This is a genomic window from Rhizobiaceae bacterium, from assembly GCA_023953845.1.
In the GTDB taxonomy this organism is placed as follows: Bacteria; Pseudomonadota; Alphaproteobacteria; order Rhizobiales; family Rhizobiaceae; genus Arvimicrobium.
In genome coordinates, this window is the sequence record JAMLJC010000001.1 from 920081 (window position 1) to 937820 (window position 17740).

General features: G+C 63.3%; 20 protein-coding genes. 17 read left to right on the plus strand and 3 right to left on the minus strand.

Going from position 1 to position 17740, the window contains the following annotated elements; all coding sequences use genetic code 11:
* Positions 1 to 145: 145 nt before the first annotated feature.
* The 7 genes from M9955_04590 (at position 146) to xth (ending at position 8766) form a co-directional block, all read left to right on the plus strand.
* Positions 146 to 1129, plus strand: coding sequence for a reverse transcriptase/maturase family protein (locus M9955_04590; GenBank protein ID MCO5080920.1), 984 nt, complete (start codon positions 146 to 148; stop codon positions 1127 to 1129).
* Between the two features lie 50 nt (positions 1130 to 1179).
* A complete protein-coding gene (locus M9955_04595) occupies positions 1180 to 1434 on the plus strand; it encodes a hypothetical protein (GenBank protein ID MCO5080921.1) in 255 nt (84 codons plus the stop codon).
* Entirely contained in the window at positions 1407 to 2633 is a 1227-nt protein-coding gene (locus M9955_04600; protein MCO5080922.1) for an integrase, read from the plus strand. The genes M9955_04595 and M9955_04600 overlap by 28 nt, the downstream gene beginning before the upstream one ends.
* A gap of 144 nt (positions 2634 to 2777) precedes the next feature.
* Complete coding sequence (locus tag M9955_04605; protein MCO5080923.1) at positions 2778 to 5435, plus strand: DNA translocase FtsK; 2658 nt, start codon at positions 2778 to 2780, stop codon at positions 5433 to 5435.
* Between the two features lie 129 nt (positions 5436 to 5564).
* Positions 5565 to 6239 (plus strand): outer membrane lipoprotein carrier protein LolA, encoded by a 675-nt coding sequence (locus tag M9955_04610; protein ID MCO5080924.1) that lies wholly within the window; start codon positions 5565 to 5567, stop codon positions 6237 to 6239.
* 157 nt (positions 6240 to 6396) lie between these two features.
* Entirely contained in the window at positions 6397 to 7866 is a 1470-nt protein-coding gene (locus tag M9955_04615; GenBank protein ID MCO5080925.1) for a VWA domain-containing protein, read from the plus strand.
* Positions 7867 to 7959: 93 nt separating this feature from the next.
* Complete coding sequence (xth, locus tag M9955_04620; GenBank protein MCO5080926.1) at positions 7960 to 8766, plus strand: exodeoxyribonuclease III; 807 nt, start codon at positions 7960 to 7962, stop codon at positions 8764 to 8766.
* 132 nt (positions 8767 to 8898) lie between these two features.
* Here xth and M9955_04625 read toward each other — a convergent pair whose 3' ends face one another.
* Positions 8899 to 9084 (minus strand): DUF465 domain-containing protein, encoded by a 186-nt coding sequence (locus M9955_04625; protein ID MCO5080927.1) that lies wholly within the window; start codon positions 9082 to 9084, stop codon positions 8899 to 8901.
* 232 nt (positions 9085 to 9316) lie between these two features.
* Between M9955_04625 and M9955_04630 the strand changes: the two genes are divergently transcribed.
* The 3 genes from M9955_04630 to M9955_04640 all read left to right on the plus strand — a co-directional run bounded on the left by M9955_04630 (position 9317) and on the right by M9955_04640 (position 11203).
* Positions 9317 to 9520, plus strand: coding sequence for a YdcH family protein (locus M9955_04630; GenBank protein MCO5080928.1), 204 nt, complete (start codon positions 9317 to 9319; stop codon positions 9518 to 9520).
* A gap of 115 nt (positions 9521 to 9635) precedes the next feature.
* On the plus strand, positions 9636 to 10121 hold the full coding sequence (gene purE / locus M9955_04635) for a 5-(carboxyamino)imidazole ribonucleotide mutase (GenBank protein ID MCO5080929.1): 486 nt from the start codon (positions 9636 to 9638) through the stop codon (positions 10119 to 10121).
* Entirely contained in the window at positions 10121 to 11203 is a 1083-nt protein-coding gene (locus tag M9955_04640; GenBank protein ID MCO5080930.1) for a 5-(carboxyamino)imidazole ribonucleotide synthase, read from the plus strand. The genes purE and M9955_04640 overlap by 1 nt, the downstream gene beginning before the upstream one ends.
* A gap of 30 nt (positions 11204 to 11233) precedes the next feature.
* Here M9955_04640 and M9955_04645 read toward each other — a convergent pair whose 3' ends face one another.
* Complete coding sequence (locus M9955_04645; GenBank protein MCO5080931.1) at positions 11234 to 11491, minus strand: DUF6074 family protein; 258 nt, start codon at positions 11489 to 11491, stop codon at positions 11234 to 11236.
* Between the two features lie 244 nt (positions 11492 to 11735).
* Here M9955_04645 and ykgO point away from each other — a divergent pair, with 244 nt between their 5' ends.
* The 7 genes from ykgO to M9955_04680 all read left to right on the plus strand — a co-directional run bounded on the left by ykgO (position 11736) and on the right by M9955_04680 (position 16972).
* Positions 11736 to 11861 carry a type B 50S ribosomal protein L36 gene (gene ykgO / locus M9955_04650; protein MCO5080932.1) on the plus strand — a complete coding sequence of 42 codons (126 nt, stop codon included), beginning with the start codon at positions 11736 to 11738 and terminating at the stop codon, positions 11859 to 11861.
* A 64-nt stretch (positions 11862 to 11925) separates the two neighbouring features.
* Positions 11926 to 12516 (plus strand): hypothetical protein, encoded by a 591-nt coding sequence (locus M9955_04655; protein ID MCO5080933.1) that lies wholly within the window; start codon positions 11926 to 11928, stop codon positions 12514 to 12516.
* Between the two features lie 130 nt (positions 12517 to 12646).
* Positions 12647 to 13717 (plus strand): alpha/beta hydrolase, encoded by a 1071-nt coding sequence (locus M9955_04660; GenBank protein MCO5080934.1) that lies wholly within the window; start codon positions 12647 to 12649, stop codon positions 13715 to 13717.
* Positions 13718 to 13818: 101 nt separating this feature from the next.
* Positions 13819 to 14154 (plus strand): YkvA family protein, encoded by a 336-nt coding sequence (locus tag M9955_04665; protein MCO5080935.1) that lies wholly within the window; start codon positions 13819 to 13821, stop codon positions 14152 to 14154.
* 280 nt (positions 14155 to 14434) lie between these two features.
* The gene (locus tag M9955_04670; protein MCO5080936.1) at positions 14435 to 14938 is read left to right on the plus strand and encodes an invasion associated locus B family protein; all 504 of its coding nucleotides are present in this window, start codon (positions 14435 to 14437) and stop codon (positions 14936 to 14938) included.
* A gap of 236 nt (positions 14939 to 15174) precedes the next feature.
* Positions 15175 to 16410: a 23S rRNA (adenine(2503)-C(2))-methyltransferase RlmN gene (gene rlmN / locus M9955_04675; protein ID MCO5080937.1), complete on the plus strand. Its 1236-nt coding sequence runs from the start codon at positions 15175 to 15177 to the stop codon at positions 16408 to 16410.
* A gap of 157 nt (positions 16411 to 16567) precedes the next feature.
* The gene (locus M9955_04680; GenBank protein MCO5080938.1) at positions 16568 to 16972 is read left to right on the plus strand and encodes a hypothetical protein; all 405 of its coding nucleotides are present in this window, start codon (positions 16568 to 16570) and stop codon (positions 16970 to 16972) included.
* Positions 16973 to 16984: 12 nt separating this feature from the next.
* Here M9955_04680 and M9955_04685 read toward each other — a convergent pair whose 3' ends face one another.
* A complete protein-coding gene (locus M9955_04685) occupies positions 16985 to 17632 on the minus strand; it encodes a LysE family translocator (GenBank protein MCO5080939.1) in 648 nt (215 codons plus the stop codon).
* Positions 17633 to 17740 lie beyond the last annotated feature (108 nt).

The following is a 17740-nucleotide window of genomic DNA, read 5'->3' on the forward strand; positions in this document are numbered from 1 at the left end:
GCCCGGCCGGCCCTTCACCATGCGGGCAGTCCCGCAGGGGTGGTCGGCCCGCTCATCCCGCTTCGGCGAACACACTTCTGGGTCCGGCAGAGCGGGGAGTAGCGCCGTCAGGCGTCGAAACCCGCGGCCGGCACGCGAGGCCGCCATGGGCAAGAAACACCGCAATCTCATCGACAGGATCACCGCCGATGCCAACATGATGGAGGCGTGGCGCCTCACCCGGCGCGGCCGGCGCCTTGCGGCATCTGGGCTGGAGTTCAAGGAATACGCCGTCCTCAACCTGCACCGGCTCGCGGCCGCGATGCGCGACGGCAGCTATAGCGAGGGCGAGCCGACGCGGTTCCTGATCTGGGACCCCAAGCGCCGCGAGATCGCCGCGCTCCCCTTCCGTGATCGCATTGCACAGCACGCGCTCTGCGCCGTCATCGGCCCGATCTTCGACGCAACGCTGTTGCCCAACACCTTCGCCTGTCGCACAGGCAAGGGAACGCATGCCGGCGTCAGGGCCGTGCAGGCGGAGCTGCGTCGCCGGCGGCGGGCGGGACGCGCAACCTGGGTGCTCAAGACGGACTTCTCGCGTTACTTCGCATCGATCGACCGGGCTGTGCTCTGGCGCATGATCGAGGCCAAGATCAGCTGCCGCGCCACGCTTCGGCTGATCGAGGCGATGATCCCGCGATCCGGCATCGGCCTGCCGATCGGCAGTCTCGTGTCGCAGATCTTCGCCAACGTCTATGGCTGCATCGTCGACCGTCATCTTCAGCAGGACCTCGGCGAGCGCTTCTGGTATCGCTACATGGACGATCTCGTCGTGCTCGGCGACTGCCCCAACCATCTGCGCCGGGTTAAGGCCTCGATCGAGACCCTGTCGCGGCGGCGGCTCGGCCTGCGCTTCTCCAAATGGTCGATCCAGCCGGCGTCGCGCGGCGTCAACTTCCTCGGCTATCGCATCTGGGCGACGCACAAGCTGCTGCGTCGCGATTCCGTCAAGCGCGCCCGCCGCAAGATCGCAGCCATGCGCGCGAGCGGCGACGACGAACGGCTCGCCCATTTCCTCTCGGCCTGGACGGGACACGCCGGCTGGGCTGACAGCCATAATCTGCTCAAATCGCTCGGGGTGGCAGAATGAGCGCACGGCCAAAACGTGACAATCTCGCCCCGACACTTGATGAACTGCCGATGTTTGCGACGGATCGGCAGATCGCCGAAGCCATCGTCGGCAAGGACGCCGCCGAAAAATGGATGCGAGAACGGCTGCCGACACTTGCGGGAAAGCCCGGTTTCCCCAAGATTGACGAATTCCACGGCGGCAGGCCGGTGAAGCTCGTCGCGCGGTTCTATGACGACTATCTTGGAACCGCGAGAACATCGCCCGCTCCGGCGCGCGGAATAGAGGATGCCAGCGCATGGAAACCGTCAAAGCGCCGGGCCTGAAATGGCGCAAACTCGCGGGCGGCCTGTCACCGGTATGGGTCGCCGACGAGGCCGCTGTCGCAGCAGGCTATCTGCCGAAAACGATGAACCTCAAGCATCTTGCCGGAGATCCGCAGATGCTTGTCGCCAAGTGCAACGCCTTGCAGGCCGATCTCGCTTTGTGGCGCACGGGATACCGTCGCGACCTCCTGAAATTCGACGGCACGATCCGATCGCTGCTCGACATTTACGAGACGCATGAACGCAGCCCCTACCGCGCGCTCAAGCCCGGCTCACGTCGCCCGTACAATCACTATCTGCGTCGGATTCGCGGCCATATCGGTACGCGCTACGTCAACGACATCACGGGTGTCGACGTGCTCAACTGGCACGAAGTCTGGTCGGAAGAGGGTAAGCACCTCGCCGCCGCAGCAATGGCGCGCGCCGTTCTTGAGGCTGCCATAAGCTTCGGCATCATGCTCCGGAAAGAAGGATGCGCCGAGCTGGCTTTGATCTTCCGCGAGACGCGCCGCAAGCTGCCGGGGCCTCGCCCGCGAAAGGCGGTGCTCACGGCCGAGCAGGTCATTGCAGCGCGAAAGGCCGCCCATGCCGACGGTCGGCCGAGCTGCGCCCTTGCCTACGCGCTCGCCTTCGAGACGACGCTCCGGCTCTGGGATGTCATCGGCCAATGGTACCCAATCGACTGGCGTGACGTGTCCGACGTCATCCATGCCGACCGCAAGGAGAAATGGGTAGGCGTACGCTGGGAAGACATCGACCAGAGCATGCGCGTGACCTACACGCCGTCGAAGACAGCCACGCGAACCGGAGCGACGATTTCCTATCCGCTCACGCAGGCCCCCATGGTGCTTGAGGAGTTGGCCCACTGGCCGGAGGAAAAGCGCAACGGCCCGATCATCGTCTCAGAAAAGACGGGTCTGCCCTACAGGGAACTGCCCTTCCAGACGTGCTGGCGTAAGGACCGCAAGGCGGCCGGCATTCCTTCGACTGTGTGGGCGCGTGATTTGCGCGCGTCTGGTATCTCCGAAGGCCGCGCCGCCGATGTCTCGACGGACGATGCCGCAAAGGTCGCGGGACATTCCAGCACCCGCACGACCGATATCTATGACCGTGCCGTGATCGAGGCGACGAACCGCTTCGCAGCGGCCAGAATCAAAGGCCGCGAACAGAGCGGTAACGGGAGCGGTAACGGGCGGTAACATGCCGCCCGCAAAGCCTTGCGCCACAAGGCACACAAAATGGAGATGGTTAATGCCCCCTTTACCAAACGCCTCCTAGGGTAGGGCGACCGTCCCGGCGACTGATTCTGCGGGACGGCTTTGCCTTGCGCGAATGGGTGATGCATGCGTTCTGGTGTGGCGGCACCGCTGTCTCTGATCGAAACCGGCTCCGGCCTCGGCCTCTTCATGCGGCGCCAGCTCGGCCGCGCCGGAGGCCTCGCCCTGCTCGGCGGTGTGGCCTTCGCGCTCGCGGCGCTGGGGACATGGAACGTCGCCGACCCGAGCTTCAGCCATGCCACCGACGCGCCCGTGACCAACGCCATGGGCTATCCCGGCGCCATCTTTTCCGATCTGGCCATGCAGTTCTTCGGCCTGTCCTCCGTCGCGGCGCTCGTGCCGGCGGTGATCTGGGCGCTGTTTCTGCTGAGCGGGAAGCGAATCGACCGGATCGGGAAGAGAAGCATGGCGTGGTTCGCCGGCGCGCTGTTCGCCGCGGCAATCGCCGGCTGCATCGCGCCGCCGCCGACATGGCCGCTGCCCACCGGCCTCGGCGGCGTCTTCGGCGACATGATGCTCAAGGTTCCCGGCATTTTCGCCGGCGGCTATCCGACCGGCTTCCTGGCAACCATTCTGATGGCCGTCTTCGCCCTGCCGGCGCTCTGGCTGTTCGCCTTCGGCTCGGCGCTGCTGTCGCGTCCGCCTTCGGTCGAGGACGATCTCGTCGCTCCCGATGCGCATGAGGACGAGGCCGACGAGGAAGACGACACCAGCGACGGCCTGCTGGCGCTGGGCGCGGTGACGCACTGGTTCCTCTCGGCCCGGGCCTTCGTGCGCCGCCGTTTGGCGGCGATGCGGACGCGCGATGACGACTATCTCGAAGGCATCGCGCGCAAACCCGGCTGGCGCGCGGCGGCCGAGCGCGTCGAATATGCCGAGCGGCAGGAGGCGCATGTCAGCCAGAACGGCCGCGCCCGCGTCGAGCCGGAATTCTTCGCCGCCATGGTTTCCAACGGCCGCGCCCAGCGCGACATGGAGCCCGACCTTGATTTCGACGATGATGACGAACCCGTGGCCTTCGCTGTCGACGACGAGGACGATGAGCTCGCGCGGCGGGCCGCTTCTGCGCGCAACGTCAACGTCCAGAACTTCCGCAGCACGGCCGGCCAGCGCGTCGCCGCGCCCGCGCCGCGTCCGCAGCCAAGCGCCCGCCTCACCCGCGAGGCGCAGACCTCGCTGATCGGCTCCGACAGGTTCGAAATGCCGGCGCTGCATTTCCTTGCCGAGCCGAAGAGCATCGCCAAGGATCCGTCACTGTCCAAGGACGCGCTGGAGCAGAACGCACGCCTTCTGGAGGGCGTGCTGGAGGATTTCGGCGTCAAGGGCGAGATCATCCAGGTGCGGCCGGGTCCGGTCGTCACGCTCTATGAGCTGGAGCCGGCGCCGGGCATCAAGTCGAGCCGCGTCATCGGACTCGCCGACGACATCGCCCGCTCGATGAGCGCCATCGCCTGCCGCGTCGCCGTCGTGCCGGGCCGCAACGCCATCGGCATCGAACTGCCGAACGCCAAGCGCGAGACGGTCTATCTGCGCGAGATCCTCGGCAGCCGCGATTTCGAGCAGACCAAGGCGAAGCTCGCGCTGGCGCTCGGCAAGACGATCAACGGCGAGGCGGTCACCGTCGATATCGCCAAGATGCCGCACGTTCTGGTCGCCGGCACCACCGGCTCCGGCAAGTCGGTCGCGATCAACACCATGATCCTGTCCCTGCTCTACCGCATGACGCCGGAGCAGTGCCGCCTCATCATGATTGACCCGAAGATGTTGGAGCTGTCGGTCTATGACGGCATCCCGCACCTGCTGACGCCCGTCGTCACCGATCCGAAGAAGGCGGTGGTGGCGCTGAAATGGACGGTTCGCGAGATGGAGGACCGATATCGCAAGATGTCGAAGGTCGGCGTCCGCAACATCGACGGCTTCAACCAGCGCGTCGGCGAGGCCGAGAAGAAGGGCGAGCCGATCTCCCGCACGGTGCAGACCGGCTTCGATCGCGAGACCGGCGAGGCGATCTACGAGACGGAGGAGCTCGACCTGTCGCCGATGCCCTACATCGTCGTCATCATCGACGAGATGGCCGACCTGATGATGGTTGCTGGCAAGGACATCGAAGGCGCGGTGCAGCGGCTCGCCCAGATGGCGCGCGCCGCCGGCATTCACGTCATCATGGCGACGCAGCGCCCGTCCGTGGACGTCATCACCGGCACCATCAAGGCGAACTTCCCGACGCGCATCTCCTTCCAGGTCACGTCGAAGATCGACAGCCGCACGATTCTCGGCGAGCAGGGCGCGGAGCAGCTGCTCGGCATGGGCGACATGCTCTACATGGCCGGCGGCGGCCGCATCCAGCGCGTGCACGGGCCTTTCGTCTCCGACGAGGAGGTCGAGAAGGTCGTCGCCCACCTCAAGCTGCAAGGAGCTCCGGAATATCTCGACGCGATCACGCAGGACGACGACGAGGACGACGACGAACCGAAGGGCAAGGGCGGCTCCGGCGGCGGGGACGGCGGCAACTTCGAGGACTCGGAAGACCCGTACGATCAGGCGGTCGCCGTGGTGCTGCGCGACGGCAAGGCATCCACCAGCTATATCCAGCGCCGCCTGGGCATCGGCTACAACCGAGCCGCCTCGATCATCGAGCGCATGGAAAAAGAGGGTATCGTCGGCGCGGCGAATCATGCCGGAAAGCGCGAAATCCTCGTGCCGACCGAAGAGGACAAGTTTTAGTGTTGCCGGGCGCGGCTCCGGTTGGAACCGTGCCGCCCAAATTCGCGTTTCCGACGAGTTTCCGTCGCCAAACTTCAGCCCAACTGGCTTTGTAGGCCGTTCGGGCGATTTGCAGGAAAGTATAGAGATATGGAAAAGATCTCCGGCTCAGGCCTTCTCACCCGTCGGTCCGTTCTCGGCTTCGCGTTTGCCGGAGCTGGCGCGATCGCGTTGCAGGCGGTTCCCGGCTTCGCGCTGATCGCGACCGCGCAGGCGGCGTCCAACACCGCCCAGAAGATCGCCGATCATTTTTCGGCTGTGAAGAGCATGACCGGCGAGTTCGTCCAGTTCGGTCCGCGTGGAGAGCAGACGGGCGGAAAATTCTATATACAGCGGCCGGGCAAGATACGCTTCAACTACGAGGCGCCTTCCGCCTACCGCGTCATCGCCGACGGCACGTCGGTCGCGATCGACAACCGCAAGCTCAATACGATGGATGTCTATCCCCTGTCGAAGACGCCGCTGAAGCTGCTGCTCGACGACCGGATCGATCTGTCCGGCGGGCGCGTGAAGAGCATCAAGGAAGAGGATGACCTGACGACCATACAGCTTGGCGACAAGCAGATATTCGGCAACTCGAAGATCACGATGATGTTCGATCCCTCGAGCTATGAACTGCGCCAATGGACCATTACCGACGCGCAGGGCAAGGACACCACGGTGATGATCTTTAATACCAAACAGGGGGTCGCCATAGACGCCGACCTTTTCAAGATCGACTACCGCCGAAATCTCCAGGTCAACAGCAGGAAGCGGGACGGATAAAGGCCGCCCTCTCCCCCGGACGTGATGGAATGGCGTCGCGCGGAAGCGCGGCGCCATTCGCTTTTGGCCGTTACGAACGGTTAAGTATCTGACTTCAGTGAATTTTCAGCGCTTTGCTCTATTCCGGATCGTTGTAGCAGTCAGATGAGGCAGCCACATGATCCGGAAGATCGCAGAATATTTTCGGGACAGGGGTGGGCAGTTCGCCGTGCTCACGGGCTTGTTGATGGTGCCGATGATCGGGGCCAGCGGCCTCGCGATCGACTATGGCCGCCACGTGGCTGCGAAAAACCACCTGCAGGCGCTGGCTGACGCCGCGTCGCTGGGCCTCGCTTCGGCCAAGCGTCTGGACGAGCAGGAGTCGAGGAAAGAAGCCGAGGCGATGATCGCGGCAAACAATCTGATCGACTGGGTTCACGACGTCGAGATTTCCGACATCGACAGCAATGACGATTTCGTCGACATGAGGCTGTCGGCATATATCAGACCGACCTTCATGCGCGTGCTTGGGTATGAAACATTACCCGTTCAGGCTTATGCCAAGGCGGAGCGGGCACTGATGGGGTCGGTGGAGGTCAGCCTTATCCTCGACAATACCTGGTCCATGTCCGAAAAGGACAAAGACGGTGTTTCGAAGATTTCGACCCTCAAGTCTGCCGCCGCTGAAATGGTCAAGGAACTGATGACCACGGAAGACGGGGCGATACGCATCGCGCTTGTCCCCTACGCGGACTATGTCAATGTCGGTACGCAATACCGCGGCAAGGGATGGCTTTCCATTCCTGACGACTACACGGTAGCGGCAACCGAGAAAGTGTGCGTCACCAAGACCACGAAGGACGTCTGCATTGAAAAGGCCCCGACCTACGCCTGCACGAAGGTGACGGATGGCGTCGAGGAGCCTGCCACCTGCGGCGGCGGCTGCACCAAATATGAGACCCAGACTGTCACGCCCTATCAGTCCTGCTCCGGCGGCGCGGCGGCCAAGACCTACACCTGGTATGGCTGCGTCGGTTCCCGCATGCCTGGAACAGCCCGTCTCGATGACCAGAGCCCCTCGATCCCCTATCCCGGCTATCTGGATACGTCGCAGAAGTGCCTGAATCCGATCGTCCCCCTGACCACGGACAAGGCAAAGCTGCTGTCCGCGATCAACGGGATGATCATCAATATCGGCTCATACAAGCCGGGGACTTACATTCCTGCCGGACTCGTCTGGGGTCTGAACACGCTCTCTCCCAAGGAGCCGTTTGATCAGGGCGCTGAATACGACCCCGAAAACCGCAAGCCGCGCAAGGTCGCGGTGTTGATGACCGATGGTGAAAACACGCTGCGCTTCAACAGCGCAGACGGCAAGCACCCGGCCCTGAGTTCGAACGCCACGACGGCGGCCAAGCAGTTCGCGCAGACCAATGCCGATACGCTGTCGATCTGCTCGAACATGAAGAAGCAGAACATCGAGATCTACACGGTGGCCTTCATGGTCGATGACGAGACCGCCAAAAACATGCTGGAAAGCTGCGCAACGGACAAGAACCACTATTTCGACGCTTCCGATACGAGCAAGCTGCTGGAAGCGTTCACGGCCATCTCGAAATCGCTGCGCGTCGTGCGGCTCGCGATCTAGAGCAGTTCTGAACGCCGCGTCGGGAATTGGCATGAAGGTTGTGTTTTGACGTGATGGCTGGCAGGGTCCGGCGCGATTCCTTCGGACCCCGCCATGTCGCTTTCCATCGCCACCTGGAACATCAATTCCGTACGTCTGCGCATGCCGATCGTGGAGCGGCTGCTGACGGAATATCAGCCGGACATACTGTGTCTGCAGGAGACCAAATGTCCGGACGACCAGTTTCCCTCGGCCGCATTCCGCAAGCTCGGCTATACCCATCTCGCGATCAGCGGCCAGAAGGGCTATCATGGCGTCGCCACCGTGGCGCGGCGCCCGATCGAGATCGTCGAAAAACGCGCCTTCTGCGAGATGGGCGACTGCCGCCACATCTCGACGCGCGTCCGCTCCGGCGGAATCGACATTCTGCTGCACAATTTCTATGTGCCGGCCGGCGGCGACGAGCCTGACCCCGCGATCAACTGGAAATTCAGGCACAAGCTGGATTTTGTCGAGGAGATGCGCGCGGTGCGCGCCGATTTCGCCGAAACCTCGGCATCGATCCTCGTCGGCGACCTCAACATCGCGCCGCTGGAGAACGACGTCTGGTCGCACAAGCAGTTGCTGAACGTCGTCAGCCACACGCCGGTCGAAACCGAGAATTTCGAGGCGATGCGCATGTCCGGCGGATGGGTGGATCTGATGCGCCACCAGATCCCGCCGGAGGAGAAAATCTATACCTGGTGGAGCTACCGGGCGCAGGACTGGCAATCGTCGAATCGCGGCCGGCGGCTCGATCACGTATGGTCGTCGCCGAACCTCGTGCCGCGTCTCGGCCGCATCGAGATATTGCGCGACGCACGCAGCTGGGATCGCCCCTCCGACCATGTGCCGGTGGTCGCCCACTTCGATCTGGAATGACGAATTTCAAAGGTCACCCGCCGTTTCCTGGCGGGCGACCGGAATTCTAATTGAACCTGATCTACGGTCCGACGCCAAGGAGCGTCGGTCCACAGCCGCACGAAACGTGCGTTTTCCGGATTTTCCGCTAGATCAATGCGTCGTCGGTTGCTCTTCCACCTTCAATCTCTCGATCTGGTCCTTGAGAGCGAGTTTGCGTCGCTTGAGCAATACGATGTCGAGATCGTCCACTGACGGATGCGCCAGCGCTTCGTCGATTTCCCGCTCGAGTTCGCCGTGCTTGCGCTGCAGCTCTTCAAGATGGGATGCAAGAGACATAGAGGCTCTCCCTTCGTTTGTTCCTCGAAGTCCGCCACATGCTCGCCCACCGCAGGTTCACCTGTGACGGTATAAACAGTCTGCCATCTTCTTTGCCGATTGTCGAATGCCGGCTAGTAGCATTTCCTGAAGATGTTACTTGTGATATAGGGCTCGCGCCGCCCGCCAGAAGGGGCGGCCCGGTCGAAATGCGGCGCTTTCGAGCCCGGCAAGAATGCCTGACGGGAAAAGAATGTCGGAACAGGAACAGGCCGAGGTTCGTCTCGAATTGGCGCGTCTCAAGCAGGAACACGCAGACTTCGACACGGCGATAAACGCGATGATCGCACAGGGCTGCGATCCGTTGGCCGTCCAGCGCATGAAGAAGAAGAAGCTGGCGTTGAAGGACCGGCTGAAGATAGTGGAAGACCGCGTCATTCCGGACATCATCGCCTGAGGCATACGGCCTCGCGATCGAACACGGGCCGTTTCCTTGTGATGCGGAGATAATTCCGCTAAGGCCCCGGCATGGATGGCGGGCTTCACCGCGCTCCATTGCCGCAGGGGAACGGATGGCCGACGTCGCGATCATTATGGGCAGCCAGTCGGACTGGGCGACGATGCGCCATGCCGCCGAAACGCTTCATGCGCTGGGTGTCAGCCACGAGGCGCGCATCGTTTCCGCGCACCGCACGCCCGACCGCCTGGTTTCGTTCGCGAAAGGCGCGAAGGCCGCCGGCTTCAAGGTGGTGATCGCCGGCGCCGGCGGCGCCGCGCACCTGCCGGGGATGACCGCGTCCATGACCCCGCTCCCGGTCTTCGGCGTGCCGGTGGAATCAAAGGCGCTGTCGGGTCAGGATTCGCTCCTGTCGATCGTCCAGATGCCGGCCGGCATTCCGGTGGGAACCCTTGCCATCGGCCGTGCCGGCGCCGTCAATGCCGCGCTTCTCGCCGCCGCCGTGCTGGCGCTGAACGATGACGGTCTCGCCGGGCGGCTTGACGCCTGGCGGCAGGCTCAGACCGGCAAGGTCGCCGAATTTCCGACGGACGAAGCCTGATGCCTGCGCTCGGACCCGGCCAGACGATCGGGATCATCGGAGGCGGCCAGCTCGGCCGCATGCTGGCCATGGCTGCCGCGCGCCTCGGCTATCGCACCATCATACTGGAGCCGCAGAAGGATTCGCCCGCTGCGCAGGTCGCCAACGATCAGATCGTTGCCGCCTATGACGATCCGGTCGCCCTTGGTGCGCTGGCCGAACGCTGCGCCGTCGTCACCTACGAATTCGAGAACGTTCCGGTTTCTGCGGCCAGCCGCCTCGCCGGGAAGACAGGTGTATTCCCGCCGCCCCGCGCTCTCGAAGTCTCGCAGGACCGGCTGACCGAAAAGACCTTCCTGAACGATGCTGGCGCGGAAACGGCCCGTTTTCGAGCCATCGACAGCGAGAAGGCGTTGCGCGACGCACTTGCCGAATTCGGCGGGGAAGGCGTGCTGAAGACGCGCCGGCTCGGCTATGACGGCAAGGGTCAGCATGTGTTCCGCAAGGGCGGCGCCGACGTAATCGCTGTTGTTTTCAGCGCGATGGGCGGCGTTCCGCTCATCCTGGAAGGCTTCGTGCCGTTCGAGCGGGAGATTTCGATTATCGCCACGCGCGGGCAGGACGGCGCCTTCGCCGCATACGATGCGGCAGAAAACATCCATCGCAACGGCATTCTCCATACTTCGACCCTGCCCGCCTCCGTGACGCCCGAGACGGCGACGGCGGCAAGGCAAACCGCCCGGGGCATCCTCGAAGCGCTGGACTATGTGGGCGTCATCGGCGTGGAGTTCTTCGTGCTGGCCGGGGGCGGGCTGCTCGTCAATGAGATCGCGCCGCGCGTGCACAATTCCGGCCACTGGACCGAGGCGGCATGTCTCGTCTCGCAATTCGAACAGCACATCCGCGCTGTCGCCGGCCTGCCGCTGGGCGACACGCGCCGTCATTTCGACTGCGTGATGGAAAACCTGATCGGCGACGATGTCGAGCGCTTCGCGGACCTCGTCGGGCAGCCCAATCTGATGCTGCATCTGTATGGCAAGGCCGAGGCGCGTCCCGGCCGCAAGATGGGCCATTTCACCCGGATCGCCGCCAGACCGGCGTGATCTTGTAACTATCTGGAACGACCTGCCGCGTCAGGCGAGGCTGCCCGCATCGGCGCTCGGCTTGGCGCGGCCCTGCAGGTCCGCCTGTACGGCGCTCTGAAGCTCATAGATCTCATCCCGTATCGCGCCGTCCGAATGACCGGCCTTGCGCATCTCGGCGACAAGACTGGCGATACGCGATCGCCACAATTCATTGGCTGCGGCGCCATGAACGACGTCGAGATCGTCGGCGAGGGAACGGACGAGGTGAACGCGCGAACGCAACGGAAAAGGAATCACTTGAACCATGACTGCACCGTCGCTTTTCATGGTTGATAGTTGGTGAACGAAACGCCAGTCACGATCACGGCACTTCGATCACGTCCGCGCGTGCCGACGGTGAATGTCCGGCGTCGCTGGCATACATCCGGACGCATCGCGCGGTTGACAGCCGCCGTTCGTCTCGTCTATGAGCCAGCCATCTTTGACGGGCGTGTCTTCGGGCGCGCCCTTTGAGTTCGGCCCGGATGGGCCACATCCGACGGGCAAGACCATGAAGATCAAGAATTCCCTGAAGGCCCTCAAGGCCCGCCACCGCGACAACCGTCTGGTTCGCCGCAAAGGCCGCATCTACATCATCAACAAGACTGACCCGCGCTACAAGGCACGCCAGGGCTGATCGGCCCGCACCTTCACGCGAATTTCAGTTTGACGTTCCGATGCGCGGGGCTAGATTCCCGCGTATGCGGAACGTTTTTGTGCTTTGCGCCCTTGCCATTCTGGCAACCGCCACGCCGGCGCTGAGCGCCGGCAATGCCCTGCCCGACGTCCAGAAGCCGGAGGCTCTCGATCCGAAGGCGAAGCTCGACGGATTGTTCAGCGAGCTGAAGCGCGAGCGCAACGAAAAGGCCGCCGAGCGCATCTCCGGCCGTATCTTTGCCGCCTGGAGCCAGTCCGGCAGCGCCAATATCGATCTGATGATGCACTGGGCGCAGAAGGCCATCGACGCCAAGAAATATGACGTCGCGCTCGACTTCCTCGACCAGATCGTCGTCATGCGTCCGGATTTCGCGGAAGGCTGGAATCGCCGCGCGACCGTCCACTTCCTGATGAACAATTTTGCCAAGTCGATGGTCGACATCGAGCATACGCTGGAACTGGAGCCACGGCATTTTGGGGCTCTCGCCGGCATGGCCCGGATCATGAAGGATCGCGGCCGCAAGGAACTGGCGCTCAGCGTCTATGAACGCATCCTCACCATCTACCCGATGATGCGGAGCGCGCAGTCGGAGGTCGCCACCATATCTGACGAGCTCGCCGGCGAAGGCATCTGACGACCTTCACGCGCACGCCTCTCTGAATATAGCGTCGGCGAAGAATCACGCCGCATTGAACCCGATCCGGCTTTTGTTGCGTATATGGTGTGGCGTCTGATCACCGGGCGCACGCAAAACGCAGCTCCCGATGAATCCTGTCTACGCAATCCTTGCATTTTTTATCGCCATCGCCGCCGTTCTGATCGGTGTTTCCCGCGTCAACAGCTGGCTGATCGAGCGACGGCACCCACCTGTCGGAACCTTCGCCGAGATCGCCGGCACGCGTCTCCACTACGTCCACGATCCAGCGCCGGCCTCACCGGACCTGCCGCCGATCGTCTTCATCCATGGTGCAAGCGCCAATCTCAAGGATCAGTTGCTGACCCTGCGCCCCATGCTGGAAGGCCGCGCCGAACTGCTGTTCTGGGATCGACCGGGGCACGGCTGGTCGGCGCGAGGTCCACTCGCGGCGCAGACGCCGTTCGATCAGGCAAAGCTGCTCGCTGGCCTCATGGACCGGCTGGGCATCGACAACGCCGTTCTTGTCGGCCACTCCTTCGGCGGCGCGGTCGAGACGGCTTTCGCCCTCTCCTATCCGAAGCGCGTCCGCGGCCTCGTCTTCCTGTCGGCGGCGACGCATCCGTGGCCCGGCGGCAAGACCTCCTGGTACTACGACTGGGCTTCGTTGCCGGTGATCGGCCGGCTGTTCGTCGAGACGGTCGCCGGCCCGGCGGGAGCACTGCGCGTGGGACCCGCGACGGAATGCGTGTTTGCCCCGAATGCGGTGCCGGAAGCCTATCTGGAGAAGGCTTCGATCGGGCTGGTGTTGAGACCGCGGAACTTCCGCGCCAACGCCCGCGATGTCGCGGGGCTTTATGCCTATGCGAGCGCGGCCGCCCCGCGCTACAAGGAGATTTCCGCGTCCACGGTGATTGTCAGCGGCGACCGCGATGCCGTCGTCGCCGAGGAAATCCACAGCATTGGCCTTGCCAGGGACATAGCAGGCTCGCAACTCGTCTGGGTCCGCAACCTCGGCCACAAGCCGGAATGGATCGCGCCGGAACTGGTTGTCGGCGCGATCGAGAAAGTCGCGGGCAGACAGGTCGATCTCGCCACGTTGACGCGTGAGGTCGAAACCCGCATTGCGGCCGATGCTTTTGGCGAACACTGCGTCGACGAGCCGTTCGACGGCGGCGAGTTGCATCCCACGCCGGGTTGATCTCCGGGGTCAGGCAAGGCCGCGCCGTTTTCCTCTTGCACGCGCACCGGGACACACCATTTTGTAACAAAGGAAGTTCCTGTCCGCATGGGAGCGAAGAGGTGAAGAACACAGAAACCGCACGTCAGCAGACCTATGTCCGCGACAATTTCTGGCGGACGGCCAAGCGTGCCGCGAGGCACGTGCCGTTCATGCAGGATGTCGTCGCCGCATACTATTGCGCGATGGACAAGCGCACGCCCTTGCGCGTGAAGGGCATCATCCTTGCCACGCTCGCCTATTTCGTGCTGCCGACGGACACGATTCCCGATTTCGTTCTTGGGCTCGGCTTCACCGACGACGCAGCCGTGCTGACCGCCGCCATATCGGCCATCGCCGCCCATCTGAAGCCCGCGCACCGCGCCGCCGCCCGTGCGGCGCTGAAGGAAGCCGACTGATCACGCTTTGGTGACCTTGCACCCGGCGAACCCGTTCCGGGTGCAAGAATACGGGATAAGTCAAACTCTCGCCGCTTTCCTCCGTTCAATCCCGGCAAGGGACGGAACGCTTGCGCATATCGGCTGCGCCAGCGGGATCAGGGCGGGGCACCGGCGGTGGAAGCCTTTTCTTTCGGAAATCTTCATCGTTTGGTAACCCAGATTAAATCAAAGTGACGCGAACGGGTCGTCGCCGGCGACCTCGTCCACGCATCATTTCGTAAGGACAAGATCAACCAACATGCGCGGATTGATTTCGACACTCACCGGCCTCCTCGCGATCGGCCTCGCCACACCGGTTCTCGCGCAGTCGGCCACCAAGATCGGCCAGCACAGCGCCTGGGGCACCTACAGCTACACCCAGAACGGCAGCAAGGTCTGCTACGTGCTCACCGTTCCGACGGACAAGAAGCCGACCAGCGTGGATCACGGCGACATCTTCTTCTTCGTCAGCCAGAAGCCCGGCCAGAACGTCACCTACGAGCCGCAGTTCATCGCATCCTACAATTTCCAGGAGAACTCGAAGGTCTCCGTCTCCGTCGGCAACAAGAACTATTCCATGTTCACGCGCGGCAAGTCCGCCTGGATGGAGAACGCCGCGCAGGAGCCGGAATTGATCGCCGCGATGAAAGGTGGCTCCGACATGAAGATCCAGGCCAAGTCGAGCCGCGGCACGGCGACATCCTATGTCTTCTCCCTCAAGGGCATCTCGGCAGCGCTCTCTTCCATCGCCAAGTGCAAATAGGATCGGATGACTGACCGGCAAAGACGGCTCGCGCCGGCCCGGCCGGCTTGCGCGAAGCCGCTTTCGCGATCCGCAGGGAGATCGACGAGGCTCCTCGAACCGGCTCGGATGGTTGCGGCAGCAATACCGCCTCGCCATATAGGCTTCCGGGCGGCGCGTGACGTCGAGGCCGGCCCATGATATGTGGCGGCCGGAGCGCTAACCTCCCAGCCACAAGCCAAACCGATCGATCAGACATGGCAGTTTCTATAGACCTCATCGCCGACAAGGCGCACAACGCCGTTCCGCCCCGCGTCGCGCTGGTGGAAAAACCGACTCTGATCGGCCTCAGCCGCGCCGAGATGGCGGAGGCGCTGATCATATCGGGCATCGTGCCGGAGCGGCAGGCGAAGATGCGCGTCCAGCAGCTCTGGCACTGGCTTTATGTGCGCGGCGTCTCGGACTTTTCCGAGATGTTCAACATCTCGAAGGATTTGCGCGCCACGCTGGCGAGGCATTTCACCATTGCCCGACCCGAAATCGTCGAGGAGCAGATCTCCAACGACGGCACACGCAAGTGGCTGTTCCGTTTTCCGCCGCGCGGCGCAGGCCGGCCCGTCGAGATCGAGACGGTCTATATACCCGAGGAAGGGCGCGGCACGCTTTGCATCTCCAGCCAGGTCGGCTGCACGCTCACCTGCTCCTTCTGCCACACCGGCACGCAGAAGCTGGTCCGCAACCTGACGGCGGAAGAGATCCTCGCCCAGCTTCTGACCGCGCGCGATCGGCTGGGCGATTTCCCGGATCGCGATACGCCGGATGGCGCCATCGTGCCGGCGGAAGGCCGCAAGGTTTCCAACATCGTCATGATGGGCATGGGCGAGCCGCTCTACAATTTCGAGGAGGTGAAGAAGGCGCTTCTGATCGCTTCCGATGGCGATGGCCTGTCGCTGTCGAAGCGCCGCATCACGCTCTCCACCTCCGGCGTGGTGCCGGGCATCGCCCGCACCGGCGAGGAGATCGGCGTCATGCTGGCGATCTCGCTTCACGCGCCGAACGACGACCTGCGCGATCTGCTGGTGCCGATCAACAAGAAGTATCCGCTCGAAGAGCTCATGGACGCCTGCCGGAAATATCCCGGCCTGTCGAACGCGCGCCGCATCACCTTCGAATATGTGATGCTGAAAGACGTGAACGACAGCCTTGACGATGCCCGCGCTCTGGTGAAGCTGCTCAAGGGCATACCGGCCAAGATCAACCTGATCCCCTTCAACCCATGGCCCGGCACCAACTACCAGTGCTCGGACTGGGAGACGATCGAGAAGTTCGCCGACTTCATCAACAATGCAGGCTATGCCTCGCCGATCCGCACGCCGCGCGGCCGCGACATCCTCGCCGCCTGCGGTCAGCTCAAGTCGGAATCGGAGCGGCTGAAAAAGCACGAGCGGCTGGCGCTCGAAGCCATGATGATCGCCGGCCACGGCGAGGCATGACGTCCGGCACAAAAGCTGACGGCCTGCTGACAGTGCCAAGATACGCTGCAAAGCTGCGCTGAACCTGCACGACAGCAACATCGTTTGGAGCCACGCAAGGCGTTGCTTGACGTGATCCGGCATGGAAGGTCCGTGCCGCAAGCGGAGACGCCGACCCATGAAGGAAGACATCGCCCGAACGATCCTCGGATATGCCGCTTCCGTGCTGACGGCGGCTGCGGTGACGGTTTCCATCGTCACCGCCGGCGAGGCCGTCAGCCTCGGCAACTTCCTTTTCATCCTTCTCTTCGGTTCCGCCTATATCGCGACCTGCGGCCTGCCCGGCTTCGCGGCGACCGTCTGGCTTTCGCGCAGGTTTGGTATCCGCCGGTGTCCGTTCTTCGCGCTTGCCGGCGGCGCGAACGCGATCATCGCATGGACAGCGCTTTACGTTGTCACCGGCAGCGGCGTGCGCATCGACGATGCGCTTTTCGCAGCGAGCGTCGCCGGTGGCTTGGCTGGCGGCATTTCGTTCTGGTCGGTTGCCATCAGGAAAGTGCCCAGCACGCCGCAGGCAGCGTAGCGGCAGCGCCTCTTATCGCGCCTGCGCCGTCAGGATCTTGAGCGCGAAAGCGGAAAACACGCCGGCGAACAGATAGTCCACCGCCCGCGTGACCCTCGGACTCTTGCGCAGCAGGCCGGCGAAGCGATCGGCGGCGAACACCATCGGCGTGGTGATGACGGCCGAAAGCACGATGAAGAGGACTCCGAGGAAATAGAGTTTTGCGGGCGCGTGCGGATCGTTGACACTGACGAACTGCGGCAGGAAGGTCATGAAGAAGAGGATGATCTTCGGATTGAGCAGGTTGATGCCTATGCCGGTCAGGTAGTTCTGCATGAGCGTGTGTCTGCGCCCCTGCCGCTTCTCGGGGGCGAAAGCCGATCCGTGGCGAACGGCCTGCCATGCCAGCCAGACGAGATAGCCAGCACCGGCCACCTTCAGCGCGAGGAACGCCTCGGGCGAAGCCACGATCAGTGCCGAGAGACCGAACACCACCAGCGACGTGTGGACGAGACAGCCGGTGAAGCCGCCGAACATTGCGGCGAGCCCGGCCGCCCGTCCCTCCGAAAGCGCCCGTCCGACGAACAGCGTCATGTCGGGGCCGGGCGTGATGGCGATGATCACGATGGCGATCGAAAACTGGAGGATGGTGGAAAAGTCAGGGACGAAAGCGGGCAGCATGTCTGTCAGGGCGGGTTCGGTTGATGCTTGCGCTCTACCGTCACAAATGCCGGCCGCGCGCAAGCGTCAACATGTTGAAACGGCTGCATAGCCCGCATCATGCCGGTC